11 protein-coding genes are annotated in these 13,611 nt (G+C 39.2%); 7 read left to right on the forward strand and 4 right to left on the reverse strand.

Going from position 1 to position 13,611, the window contains the following annotated elements:
- Positions 1 to 105 precede the first annotated feature (105 nt).
- The 3 genes from glgP to JWR87_RS06330 all read left to right on the forward strand — a co-directional run bounded on the left by glgP (position 106) and on the right by JWR87_RS06330 (position 4,513).
- Entirely contained in the window at positions 106 to 1,761 is a 1,656-nt protein-coding gene (gene glgP, locus JWR87_RS06320) for an alpha-glucan family phosphorylase (protein WP_297817041.1), read from the forward strand.
- A gap of 1,025 nt (positions 1,762 to 2,786) precedes the next feature.
- On the forward strand, positions 2,787 to 3,851 hold the full coding sequence (locus JWR87_RS06325) for an acyltransferase (protein WP_297817044.1): 1,065 nt from the start codon (positions 2,787 to 2,789) through the stop codon (positions 3,849 to 3,851).
- Between the two features lie 98 nt (positions 3,852 to 3,949).
- Positions 3,950 to 4,513, forward strand: coding sequence for a UbiX family flavin prenyltransferase (locus JWR87_RS06330; protein ID WP_297817048.1), 564 nt, complete (start codon positions 3,950 to 3,952; stop codon positions 4,511 to 4,513).
- Between the two features lie 58 nt (positions 4,514 to 4,571).
- Here JWR87_RS06330 and JWR87_RS06335 read toward each other — a convergent pair whose 3' ends face one another.
- The 3 genes from JWR87_RS06335 to JWR87_RS06345 all read right to left on the reverse strand — a co-directional run bounded on the left by JWR87_RS06335 (position 4,572) and on the right by JWR87_RS06345 (position 6,745).
- Positions 4,572 to 5,207, reverse strand: a complete 636-nt coding sequence (locus tag JWR87_RS06335) for a deoxynucleoside kinase (RefSeq protein WP_297817051.1) — start codon at positions 5,205 to 5,207, stop codon at positions 4,572 to 4,574.
- Between the two features lie 65 nt (positions 5,208 to 5,272).
- The gene (trpS, locus tag JWR87_RS06340; protein ID WP_297817054.1) at positions 5,273 to 6,277 is read right to left on the reverse strand and encodes a tryptophan--tRNA ligase; all 1,005 of its coding nucleotides are present in this window, start codon (positions 6,275 to 6,277) and stop codon (positions 5,273 to 5,275) included.
- Between the two features lie 291 nt (positions 6,278 to 6,568).
- Positions 6,569 to 6,745: a hypothetical protein gene (locus JWR87_RS06345; protein WP_297817057.1), complete on the reverse strand. Its 177-nt coding sequence runs from the start codon at positions 6,743 to 6,745 to the stop codon at positions 6,569 to 6,571.
- Between the two features lie 97 nt (positions 6,746 to 6,842).
- Here JWR87_RS06345 and JWR87_RS06350 point away from each other — a divergent pair, with 97 nt between their 5' ends.
- The 4 genes from JWR87_RS06350 (at position 6,843) to JWR87_RS06365 (ending at position 12,514) form a co-directional block, all read left to right on the forward strand.
- Positions 6,843 to 7,421, forward strand: a complete 579-nt coding sequence (locus tag JWR87_RS06350) for a GNAT family protein (RefSeq protein ID WP_297817060.1) — start codon at positions 6,843 to 6,845, stop codon at positions 7,419 to 7,421.
- Between the two features lie 258 nt (positions 7,422 to 7,679).
- Positions 7,680 to 8,654 (forward strand): Gfo/Idh/MocA family oxidoreductase, encoded by a 975-nt coding sequence (locus JWR87_RS06355; RefSeq protein WP_297817063.1) that lies wholly within the window; start codon positions 7,680 to 7,682, stop codon positions 8,652 to 8,654.
- Between the two features lie 72 nt (positions 8,655 to 8,726).
- Positions 8,727 to 11,483, forward strand: coding sequence for a M1 family metallopeptidase (locus tag JWR87_RS06360; protein WP_297817067.1), 2,757 nt, complete (start codon positions 8,727 to 8,729; stop codon positions 11,481 to 11,483).
- A 95-nt stretch (positions 11,484 to 11,578) separates the two neighbouring features.
- Entirely contained in the window at positions 11,579 to 12,514 is a 936-nt protein-coding gene (locus JWR87_RS06365; protein ID WP_297817070.1) for a hypothetical protein, read from the forward strand.
- Positions 12,515 to 12,782: 268 nt separating this feature from the next.
- Here the strand turns inward: JWR87_RS06365 and JWR87_RS06370 are convergent, their stop codons facing one another.
- Complete coding sequence (locus tag JWR87_RS06370; protein ID WP_297817073.1) at positions 12,783 to 13,463, reverse strand: 2-C-methyl-D-erythritol 4-phosphate cytidylyltransferase; 681 nt, start codon at positions 13,461 to 13,463, stop codon at positions 12,783 to 12,785.
- Positions 13,464 to 13,611 lie beyond the last annotated feature (148 nt).

Here is a 13,611-nt window from a genome sequence, read left to right on the forward strand (position 1 = left end):
TGAGCGCTAAAAATGAACTTCGCTTCTATCGATGTCGTAACCCGCAAAAATTCCCGTTAAAATATTTCCTTTTATATTGCACCCTTTTCTAAGCAAAAAACAACTATGAACTTCAGAAATTATTCAATTCCTTACACGGTCGACGACCGTTATTCGAAACGTGTCGCTTACTTTTCGATGGAATTCGCAATTCATCAACCATTAAAAATATATAGCGGAGGCCTCGGTTTTTTGGCAGGTTCTCATTTACGCAGCGCATACGAATTACGTCAAAATCTTATTGGTGTTGGCATACTTTGGAAGTACGGATATTATGACCAGGCACGCAACCAGGACCAAAGCCTGCAGGTAACTTGGATGGAAAAAATTTATAGCTATCTTGAAGATACTGGCATAAAATACCAGATTTTAATTCACGAGTCTCCAGTTTGGGTTAAAGCATTTTACCTGCCTCCTACGGTTTTCAACAGTGCTCCCCTATTTCTGTTATCAACAGACCTTCCGGAGAACGACTACATGTCTCAAACTATTTGTCATCGTTTGTATGACGCCAATGTTTCTACCAAGCTTGCCCAGTTTATTTTGCTGGGCGTAGGAGGAGCAAAGTTGATAGACGAGATGAACTATAACCCCGATAAATATCATCTTAATGAAGCGCATGGGGTTTCTGCAGCTTTTTATCTGTATAGTAAATTCAAAAGCCTTGAGCAGGTAAAAGAGCATTTGGTTTTTACAACGCATACTCCTGAAGAAGCCGGTAACGAAAAACACGACATTTACTTGTGCCAAAGAATGAGTTACTTCTGCGGACTTAGCCTGGATGAAGTGAGAAGAGTTACAGGCATTCATGACGATGTATTTAATCATTCACTTGCTGCACTACGTCTTGCTAAAATAGCAAATGGAGTATCACAACTGCACGGTCATGTAAGCCGCGAGATGTGGAAGAGCTATGATAACATTTGTCCTATCAAGTCTATAACAAATGCCCAAAACTATTTGTATTGGGCCGACAAGCAATTGTATAACTACATGGAACAAGGCAACGATGTCTTGTTCGACGATAGGAAAAAGCACTTGAAGAAAAGAGCTTTTGATATCGTTGCCGACCAAACAGGCAAAGTATTTGATCCTAACGTGCTAACCATTGTTTGGGCACGCCGCTTTGCGGGCTATAAAAGAGCTGAACTGATAACAAGAGATGTCGAAAGATTTAAAAAATTAATGGCCGATACGAAATACCCTGTGCAAATCATTTGGGCGGGTAAACCTTACCCGCTTGATTACCCGGCGATCTCTGATTTCAATAACCTGATCCATTTAAGTAAAGGCTTCAAAAATGTGGCAGTGCTGATTGGTTACGAACTTGGTTTAAGTAAACGTCTTAAACAGGCCGCCGATATATGGCTCAATAATCCGAGAGTTCCAAGAGAAGCATCGGGAACGAGTGGAATGACAGCCTGCATGAATGGTGCTGTTAACTTTAGCACCGACGACGGATGGATACCTGAATTTATCAATCATGGTAATAACGGATTTGTGGTACCACAAGCAGACTATGAAAATATGCATGTGCAGGATCAGGATGAGCATGATCTAAATCATTTATACAGAATTCTTGAAAACGAGATTCTTCCTGTATACTACCACAACCGGGATACCTGGAGACAAATTACTAAAAATGGCATGCGCGATGTTCGCTTTCAATTCGAAAGTAACCGTATGGCCAACGAATATTACGAGATCATTTACAACTACTAAGAAGGCTCATCTTATACTTTCGAGGTTCACCCTAAACGGTGAACCTTTTTTATTTGTACCCTAATCATTAAAAACAAGAAGAGAAAGCAGAAAATGCTTTTTGAAGTCAGCAGTAAATCGTCAATCTACTTTTCTTGCGTCGCACACTTATACAATTTTTTCGTTACTCAGCATTAAGAAAATTACCAGTAATGCTCGAAGCAATTCACCATTCAGCCCAGCAGAAAAGAGGTTAGAGACTCATATTAAATTTCGGGGAGCTTGCATTGCAGATGCTTTGAGAGGAGCTTCCTAAAGTAAGCACTTATCCGGTTTACGCAACTGGCGCCCTGTAAAACAAAAAGGGGCCAGGATAAAAATCCAGCCCCGTTTTAATCCAATATTCTATGAAAAACCACTTATATGATGATGGGGGGAACCACATAGTTGCAAGAGTAGAGAGATGTTTCTTTTATTACTTATTGTACGTCAATAACTTTAAAACGTCCATAAGTTTCGTTCGCTGGGTTAAAAACAAAAAGGGGCCAGGATAGAAATCCAGCCCCGTTTTAATCCAATATTCTATGAAAAACCACTTATATAGATGATGGCGGGAACCGCATAGTTGCAAGAGTAGAGAGATGTTTCTTTTATTACTTATTGTACGTCAATAACTTTAAAACGTCCATAAATTTCGTTGGCTGGGTTAAAAACAAAAAGGGGCCAGGATAGAAATCCAGCCCCGTTTTAATCCAATATTCTATGAAAAACCACTTACATAGAGGCGTGAAGTAATCGTTAGGTTGCAAGGCCGAAGACAAAAGGCAAAAAGCAGTTACTTCGAAGTAATAAAAAAATGAAACACAGTTACCACTACATGTTTGACAGAATGAAAAGTACGTTGGGTGTGTGGCTATACAGCCAATAAAGGCCAACGCTGTCCAAAAATTTAATTTCGTAAAAAACTTATAGAAACAACATAGCTTTAGTAAGGCTCGTTTATTAGGTGAATTCTAATAATTAATCTATCGCTATAAAAATATAAGATGCTAAAAGAATTGGATGGTTTTAGAGCTATAGCGGTCCTTTTGGTTGTTTTTTTTCATCTGGGATTTTACACACGGGCTATACCTGGCTTCAATAGTATTGTGGGGTCGGGCTACCTGGGAGTTCAAATCTTTTTTATATTAAGTAGTTTTTTATTATCCAGGCAATTTTTAATCACCTATCCCAAAAGTGACAGTAAGAAAAGTTTTGTATTAAAGTTCTTTAAAAAAAGATTTTTACGTATTGTTCCTCTTTTTATTTTTTCTTTTATTGCCTTAACTGTAATAAATTTTAATACTTCCACGCTAGCGGTAGTGGCTGTTATCAGGTATGTTTTGTTCATTGAAGACACCATAAAAATCAATCCAGTTATCTGGTCTCTATTGGTAGAGGTGAGGTTTTATTTATTGTTACCCCTGGTAATGATTATCGTATTTCGACTGCAACACTATAAACTACCAAAATTTACCATCCCTCTAATAGTTGTTTTGTACTGCTATATCTACAGATTTTACGAAACCAATTACTCTTTTGATAACGATGTTGAAGACAGGTTATATTCTTCTTTATCAGCAAATATTGATTGTTTGGGCCTAGGAATAATTGGTACGCTGCTTTATGAAAAGTATAAAGAAATATTTACTTCCAGAAAGCTTGCCATTATACTTATCATCTGCATTTCCATTATCATTTTCCTTTTAATGCATATTAAATTCACCGGTTCAGTTCACTCAATACCAAGAGGTCTTATAGTTCCTTTAAATAATATTGCCTGGACTGCTTTAATAGTTATTACATTACTACTAAAGACTTCTTACGTTAATAAAATTTTATCAAATAAAATTGCCATTCATATTTCTATGATTTCTTATAGTGTTTATATCTGGCATGTTCCACTAAGGAAGTACGTTTTTGACCTGGTCTCAAGAGAATTACCGCCACCTTACTCAAAATATATCCTAATTACCCAGTTCTGCATCACACTTATTATTACATTGATTATCTCAGAAATCTCGCACCGGCTAATTGAGAAACCGTTCTTGATTAGAAAGAAGGAACTTTAACTGCACAATTCGGGTTACTGTTTCTTTAAACACGTTCATTAACCCCTTACTCTTATTTAAAATTCTTTTCCCATGTACTTTTACCAAAAATTGTTTTAATGCCCAATAAAATTCTTGTAGTGATCAGTGGAGCTAGTGGAGCTATTTATCCAAAACTTTTGATAGACAAGCTATTAACAATAAAAGCTCAATGGGAAGAATTAAGCGTCGTGATGAGTACAAATGCAAAAGAAATCTGGAAAAGCGAGTTGGGCAACGATGATTATAAAAACCTACCGGTAAAATTTTTTGAGAAGAACGATTTCAATGCTCCTTTTGCATCAGGTTCGGCCAAATACAATATCATGATTGTTTCCCCGTGTAGTATGGGCACACTTGCTCGTATTGCCACGGGTATTAGTAACGACCTTGTAACCCGTTCTGCTGACGTTATTTTAAAAGAAAGAAGAAGGCTTGTCTTAATGCTGCGCGAAACACCCTATAGCCTTATTCATATAAAAAACATGGAAGCGATTACATTGGCAGGCGGCATCATTTGCCCCGCTACCCCATCCTTTTATAGCAAGCCAAAAACAATTGAAGAAGCGGCAATGACAGTTGTTGACCGGCTAATTGATCTTGCGGGCTTAGACATCTCTACATATCGCTGGGGTGCTAAGTAGAGAAAAAGTGAGTGTTTAGTAATTCGAGAAAGGTTTATGGCAAAACCTATATGTGTATCTAAAATAACCCAAATAATTGTGCATCTACTTTGTGTATAATTTCGCCCATATCCTCATCCTTTTCAGCAAAATTGTTCTTATCTACATTAATTATTAATAAAGGACCTTCCCGATATCCTTCAATCCATTTATTGTAATATTCATTGAGTTTTTTCAGGTAATCAAGGCGAATATTTTCTTCGTACTCACGCCCTCTTTTTTGTATCTGCCCAACAAGTGTTGGTACAGAAGCCTGTAGGTATATCAATAAATCAGGGGGCTTTACCATTGATTTCAATGTTTGAAAAAACTGGTAGTAATTATCGAAATCCCGTTTGCTCATCAAACCCATATCATGCAGGTTGGGAGCAAAAATATTGGCATCTTCGTATATCGTTCTGTCTTGTATAATGGTTTCAGATCCCCTTTCAATCTCCAACAACTGGTTCAGCCGGCTATTCAAAAAGTAGATCTGCAGATTGAAGCTCCACCGAGGCATGTCTTCGTAAAAATCATTCAGGTATGGATTGTTTTCCACATCTTCAAATTGTGGAATCCACTTATAATGTTTGCTAAGAGCTTCCGTTAGTGTTGTCTTACCCGCACCAATATTACCTGCTACTGCTATATGTTTTGCTTTTGTTGCTTTTGCCATGAATTATTGCGGGAGTTTGTAAAAAGTATGTCGGTAAAGTAACCAAATTTCCATTAAGAGTGCTATTAAAAGTAATTCAGTCCCATACTTTGGCGAACTATTTCCATGGTTGCTTTTGCGCTTTGCCTGGCCTTTTCCGCGCCCGTCTCCATGATTTGTTTCAGATAAGACTCATTGCCTAAAATGCCTTCCACCTTCTCGCGGATGGGTGCTATAAACTTCACCATATCTTCCGCCAATTGCTTTTTCATATCACCGTACCTGATATTGCAATTGTTATAATTACTCTCGAATTTATCAATCACATCCTGCTCCGACACAAGCCTCATCAGCAAAAACATGTTTTCAATATAATCAGGCTTTTTCGAATTTGTCTCAGTCGGTCCGTTATCCGTTTTTGCCTTCATTACTTTCTTCCTGATCATCTCGTCACTGTCAGCAAGGTATAGGGTAGACATCTGGTTTTCGCTCTTGCTCATTTTGCCGGAGCCATCAAGGCTGGGCACTTTTACCAATTCTACATTGTAGTTAAAAGCCTGGGGTTCCGGAAAAACATTTCCATACCGGTGATTGTAGCGATTGACGAAATTCCTCGCCATTTCCAGGTGTTGTTCCTGGTCTTTCCCAACCGGCACAAGTGAAGCGCGATGCAAAATAATGTCTGCCGCCTGCAACACGGGGTAGGTTAATAATCCCGCGTTTACATTATCCGGCTGTTGGCGAACCTTATCTTTAAACGTAACTGTTTTCTCTAGTTCACCCTTGTACGCCAACATATTCAGGTACAGGTATAATTCCGCCGTCTCATAAATATGGCTTTGACAATAAAAGGTGGCCTTGTCCGGGTTGAGTCCGCACGCTATATTTTCAGCGAGCACGCGATGAACATTAACCTTTAATTCCTTAGTGTCAGGATGTGTTGTTAATGAGTGCAGGTCTGCCACCATAAAGAAGCACTCAAATTCGTCTTGCATGCGCACGTAGTTGCGAATTGCACCAAAATAATTTCCAAGATGTAAATAACCAGTGGGCCTGATCCCACTCATTACTATTGGTTTCTTTCCTTCCATAACGACGGCGAAGATAAGGAATGGGTTATGCAATGTGAAAATGGAGAAATCTGAAAATTTGAGAATGGAGTAATTAAAACAACCAGAATTGTTTTGGATCCGGCATTGGTAGTTCTATTTTTCATTGTTGCGTCGCACACTTGTGCCTACCGTGTAGACACATCTTTTTCTAATGCTGCCGCCATATTTTATAGGTATTATAAAGAAAAAGGTTTTGTGCTCACATTCTACAAGAGCGTTGGGTGCAGAATGAAACCGGTATGGAAACACCGGATGTCGCAGATGCGACGTCTAAAACAAAAAAAACTTCGAACTTCTACCCACTACATGTTCCGCTTGAACATTTACACCGGTACCAGGAAGATCGGTGTACACCGTAGCCTTGTACTTTCCATATTTCCTGCAGCCGTCCAATGCCTGTTCCTTTACCTCGAAATAATAATGCTCCTTTGCAATTAATTTTGGCATTGCCTGTGCATTTCGTTAATCAGAAAATTTAATTGAGTTAATTTGTTTTACGTATAACGTTGCAGTAATTAAACTTTTACAGATTAAAAAAATTAGAATGGTAAAGCTGGAATATTTCGACAGGGAGGACTTTAAGAAACTAATAGAATGGATGAACAGTGAACATTTGATAACCAATTGGGCCGGTTCTCTATTTAGATATCCATTAACAGAAGATAGTCTTGAATGGTATATAAGGGACACAAATAACCTCGAAAACCCCGATGCTTTTATTTATAAAGCAATAGACACTACAACCGGCAATACTGTAGGGCACATTTCTCTGGGTGGCATAAGTGAAAAAAACAGGGCTGCGCGAATAAGCCGCGTGCTTGTGGGAAATACTGCAGAACGGGGTAAAGGATATTGCACAGGAATGATCAATGCAGTTTTAAAAATTGGGTTTGAAGAACTGAAACTTCATAGGATTAGCCTGGGTGTTTACGATTTTAATAAATCGGCTATCAGGTGTTACGAGAAATGCGGCTTTGTAAAAGAAGGCGTGATGCGCGATGTTTTAAAATATGAAGACGGTACCTATTGGAGCCTGGTAGAAATGGGGATATTGGAAGATGAGTGGCGCGAATTGCACAAAAAGAAAAAGAAAGAAGCCGCGGCCGACTGCAAGGACTGTTAATTGATACACGAAGTGATGGATAATTGCCAGGAAAAGCAATATCGTTTTTAATAAATTTATTTAGAAAAGCAACACAAATAGCTAAAAGATACAAGTGTGCGACGCAACGATGTCGTTCATGAAAAACAGAGCCAGGCTCATAAAAAATTTAATGGCGGAGGGTTACTAACATTGATTCCCTCATTTCGCTAAAAGCACAAATAATCCTTTACATCTTCGTTCTAACTATCTTTACGTGCAATAAATGCAAGAATTATTATGCTGAAAGTTGGTGTATTTGGAACGGGACATTTAGGAAAATTTCATTTGAATAACTGGAAAGAAATTGAAGGCGTAAAACTGGTTGGTTTTTATGAACCGGTAGAGCAGACTGCTAAAGAAGTAATTGAAAAATACGGATTAAAAAGATATACCGACGCCGATAAATTTATAGATGCGTGCGACGCGGTTGACATTGTTGCACCCACCAATCATCATTTTTACTTGTGCGAAAAAGCCATCCGGAAAGGCAAACATGTATTTGTAGAAAAACCATTGGCTCACACAATTGAAGAAGGTCGCCTACTGGTAAACATGGCCAGGGAAGCAAACATTAAAATGCAGGTTGGACACGTTGAACGTTTTAATCCTGCTTTTTTGGCTTTGAAGAATACACGCCTTAACCCCATGTTTATCGAAGTTCATCGTCTCGCACAGTTTAATCCCCGGGGTACAGAGGTAAGTGTTATCCTCGACCTGATGATCCACGACATCGATATTATTTTAAACATTGTTGATAGTGATGTAAAAAACATCTTAGCCAGTGGTGTGGCAGTAATGACTGATACACCTGACATAGCTAACGTACGAATAGAATTTAACAACGGCTGCGTGGCCAACCTCACAAGCAGCCGCATTAGTATGAAGAAAATGCGCAAGATGCGCATGTTTCAAAAGGACAGTTATATCGGGATAGACTTTTTAGAAAAGAAAACCGAGGTCATAAAACTAAAGCAGGCTGAAGATGCGAATGCTTTTTGTTTCGACATAGAAACTCCGCACGGGAAGAAAACAATAGCGGTAGCCAATCCGATCGTTCAGGACACGAACGCTATAAAGCTGGAACTTGAGGCTTTTGTTGATTCCATCGTAAATAACAAGCCTACGGTTGTAAGTGAAATTGATGGCTTTTTGGCAATGGAAGTAGCGCATCAAATAATTGAGAAGATTAGCCACAACCGCAACTTAAGTTAACCGGTTAATTCGCTCTTACTCCCGTTTTAGTTTCGCGTCGGTAACTATCTTCAATTACTAATCAGACTCTTGGTGAAAAAAATACTATTGTTTATATTCCTTGCTCTTTTTTCTGATCTTATCTATGGTCAAAAAAATTATTGGCAGCAGGAAGTGAACTTCACTATAAATGCCTCGTTAAACGACCAGGACAATACGCTGAACGCATTTGAAACGATTGAATACATCAACCACTCCCCCGACACGCTTCAATTCATTTGGTTTCATATTTGGCCGAATGCGTACAAAAACGACAGGACGGCCTTTAGCGAACAGCTTTTAAAAGAACGGAGAACTGATTTCTACTTTTCAAAACCAGGACAAAAAGGATACATTAACCAACTGAACTTTACAGTAGACGGTAGCAACGCTACTGTAGTTAACGACACTAATAACATTGATGTTATACAAGTATTGCTACCCAAACCGCTTGCGCCGGGAAGCAAAACTATTATCAGCACACCCTTTAAAGTAAAACTTCCTTACAATTTTTCAAGAGGTGGGCATGTAGGCAACGATTACCAAATTGCCCAATGGTTTCCTAAACCCGCCGTGTACGATCAAAAAGGCTGGCACCCTATGCCCTACCTTGACCAGGGAGAGTTTTACAGCGAGTTCGGAAATTTTGATGTAGAAATTACAGCACCTTCAGCTTATGTAGTAGGTGCTACCGGCGCATTGAAGGATGCAGCCACTTTACAGGAGTTGAAAGAAAAAGGAAAGCATACTGTGGAGGGGAAAACAAAAGTTTGGCATTACAAGCAAAGCAATGTTCATGATTTTGCCTGGTTTGCCAGTAAAGAGTTTATAGTACAATATGACACTGCCGTTCTTTCATCTAACAAAATTGTTGATGTCTTTTCTTTCTACAAACCTGGATCAGGAGGCTGGAAAGAAAGTATTGCTTATGCCAAAGATGGAATAAGAAAATACAGCGCCTGGCTGGGCGATTACCCTTACAGCACCTGCAGCATTGTGCAGGGTAGTAAAAATGAAAACAGCGGCGGAATGGAATACCCTACCATAACCCTCATCACAGCGCAGGAAACGGGGAAGGAACTGGATGCTACTATTGTGCACGAAATTGGCCACAACTGGTTTTATGGCGCGCTTGCCAGCAACGAAAGAACGCATCCCTGGATGGATGAAGGAATGAACACCTTTTATCAAAAAAGATATGAAAGGGAGAAGTACCCTCCGCTTCAAAAAAAGAAATCTGTTTTTGGCAGCGAAACAAGTGCCGGTGAAGAAATGGTTTTTGAAACCATAGCAAAAATTCAAAAAGATCAGCCAATCGAAACAAGCTCCGCAAATTTTACAACCCTAAACTATGCGCTTGTTGCTTACTACAAAGCGGCCTGGTGGTTAAAAAAATTAGAGGATGAACTTGGACGTGAACAGTTTGATAAAGCGATGCAAGCTTATTATAGCGATTGGAAATTTAAACATCCCTACCCCGAAGACTTTAGAACAAGTATTGAAAAAGCTACCGGTAAAAACCTTCACAAGCACTTTAGCTTGCTCCACCAAACCGGTTCAATTGATGCCCCGCCAAAAAAGGCTTTTAAACCCTCTTTAGTATTTAACCCCCTCGATAATAAATATAACTACATTAATATTTCACCTGCCGTTGGTTACAACTATTACGACAAAGGCATGGTGGGGGGCATGGTCAACAACTACACTTTACCCTTGCCTGCATTACAATATTTCGGAGGTATCTTATATGGAACCGGTTCAAAAAAGGTGAACGGGTTTGCAAGGGCTTCGTATAATATGTATAAAAGAAATTTTCATTTAAGCACCGCCCTTAGCTATATTTCCTTTTCTCAAAACGATTTCATAACCGCAGATAATACCAAACTTATTTTAGGTGTCAAACGGTGGACGCCTTCGGTAAAGCTTACTCTTTTTGACAAAAATCCGCTTTCAACCCGTCGTTTCGTGTTGCAATGGAAAACGTTTTTATTAAACGAAGGCGCATTAAATTTTAAAACTGTCTACACCCCTACTGACACCTCCGACCTGGTAAGTACCGTAAATAATCGTTCTTATATAAACCGTTTATCTATTGGTGTAAGTGACGATAGAGTACTGTTTCCTTACAGCCTTACCGTTTCGACAGACCAGGGAAAAGAATTTATTAAAACCGGGCTAACAGCCAAAGCATTCTTTAATTATTCTAATGGAAAATCAGGAATGTCTGCACGTTTTTTTGCCGGTAAGCTTTTCTATCTAAAACCTGCTACTAGCCTGGTAAGATTTAGAAACGATCGGTACTTTCTAAACATGAGCGGCCCAACCGGTCACGAGGATTATACTTACAGCGACTATTTTATAGGAAGAAATGAATACGAAGGCTGGCGAAGCCAGCAGGTAATGGAGCGCGATGGTTTCTTTAAAGTAAATACCGCTTTACTAGGAAATAAAGTAGGCAAAACAGACGATTGGTTAATGAGTTTGAACCTTTCTTCCGACCTGCCCGATAACATTAACCCTCTAAGTATTTTGCCAATTAAAATTCCGCTTAAAATTTTTGCAGACGTAGGTACCTATGCGGAAGCATGGAAAGAAAACCCTGCAAGTGGCCGTTTCATTTATGATGCAGGCATTCAAATTCCTCTTTTTCATTCTTTAATAGATATTTATATTCCGCTTGTTTATAGCAAGGTTTACCGCAACTATTACAAATCCACCATCACTGAAAAAAGGTTTTTAAAAACGATCGCTTTCACTATCAATATCAGTAAACTAAAGGTTCAGGATATTGTGAAGGATATTCCATTGTAAGAGAAGGTGGAAGAAATTTATGGTAACCAGCAGAATATCTTATTTCGTCGTTCGTTGCGTCGCACACTTGTACTAAAAAAGCTAATTCTACATTTTTGAAAAGCGTTTCTCCCCACATACAATTCTTACCAAACAGCGAGATAAACAAAGCCAAATGGAACGATAGTATAAACCTTTCTCAAAACAAGTTAATCTATGCAAGATCTTTTTACCTCGATAATATCGCTCCCGGCTGGGACGCTCTAACCGGAGAAAATTATGAGTGGGTGCTACCCTTAACTGCCCGCACAAAATTTGGTATTACTTATTTATACCAGCCACCTTTTACTCAACAACTGGGCGTCTTTTATCAGCCCGGCGTTGTGGTGCCCTATAAAGAGATCATAGAGTATTTACAACATCAATATCGTTTCTGTGAAGTCAATTGGAACTACGAGGTGTCAGCACTTCCAGCTCACCTCTCGCTGCAAATAACTACCGCAACTAACTTCATACTTGACCTTTCAGCTAATTATAAAAATACAGCCGCTAGCTATCATGGTGACCTTGTCAGAAATCTTAAAAGAAGCAAGCGATTTCAATTGTCTTACCGGGAGCAAGGCGAGTACGACAAGTCTATTCAGTTGTACAGGGAGCAATACGGAAAACGCATGCCTCACGTAAACAATAACGACTACGACAACTTTAAAAAGATCTGTTCATACTGCAGCGAAAATGGTATGCTCATATGCAGGGAAGCAGTGGATGAGCAAGGGACAATGATGGCGACCGTATTGTTATTGGTTGACGGCAAAAGGATCTACAACCTCATGAACTCGACAACAGACGCAGGCAGAAAAAGTGAAGCAAATCATTTTTTGCTAGACGGTGTCATAAAAGAATTTTCAGGCAAAGATTTCTTTTTTGATTTTGAAGGATCAGATTTGCCCGGGGTGAAAAACTTCTATCAAAACTTCGGAAGTATCAACCAGCCCTACTTTACACTAAAATATAACCTTCTTCCCTGGCCGTTAAAACTCTTGAAAAAATAATTCTTTTTAGCACTTTTAATAGGGGTGGAATAAAGAATATCAGCCAATAGTACGCTACTTTGTCACGTCTATCGTAAACACTTTTCTCCCGATATTCCGCTTTTTGAAATTGCCTGCAGAACTACTGCATACCTACCGCTAAGGTCAGAAGTATAAAAACTTATCTCTTTCTTGCCGGTGTCGGCTTTAATACAGGGCAACTAATACAACAAACTTCTGAAGTCGGGTAGGCGGCTCGTGTAGTCTTTAGCTGTAGTCCCCGCTGTCCCTATTGCCGGTGACCCCCTTCTTCCAATAACTTTTCCGCTATATGTAAGTCAAGCGGACGTGTTACTTTTAAATTGTTGTGTTCGCCTTCTATCAAAAACACTTTGTTTCCTGCTGCTTCAACCACTGTAGCTTCATCGGTAAATGCTTCCGAATATTGCTGGTCAAACGCTTTTAAGAGAATCTGCGAGCCGAAGGTTTGAGGCGTTTGTATAATCCGAATTTTATTTCTGTCTACTACAGTGTGAGAAGTACCTTCCTCAATACGAATGGAATCAGTAGCGGCAACAGCAGGTATTGCACTCCCCATTTCTAATGCCTGCTGATAACAGTTCTGAATTAAAGAAACAGAAACAAGACAACGCACGGCATCGTGTACAAAAACAATAGACGGATGAGTAACTAATGTTAACCCACTTTTAACCGAGTGAAAGCGGGTAGGCCCACCAGCTATTATTTGTATTTTTTCTTGCAGGCTCATTTCTTTCACTATTTGCTCGCCATAATCGAATTGATGTTCTGGCAGCACTAAAATAATTTGCACATCGTTGTATGCCCGGAGAAAAGCTTGAATGGTGTACTGGAGTAGCGGTTTTCCCTTAAGTAATAAAAATTGTTTTGGCACTTTGCTTCCCATTCTTTGGCCCGAACCTCCGGCAACTATAACAGCATATTTCTTCATTTTACAAAGATGCTTTTAAAACAATCATACTTTTAACCACTTTATAAAACAATAAAAACAGGGGCACAATTTTCATTGTTGTAAATTCTGTTGCCATAAAATTTGATAACCTGTTTACATTGGTCTGCCGGCGAAGTTTTACTACCGC

It is taken from the genome of Segetibacter sp. (assembly GCF_025963695.1).
Classification (GTDB): domain Bacteria; phylum Bacteroidota; class Bacteroidia; order Chitinophagales; family Chitinophagaceae; genus Segetibacter.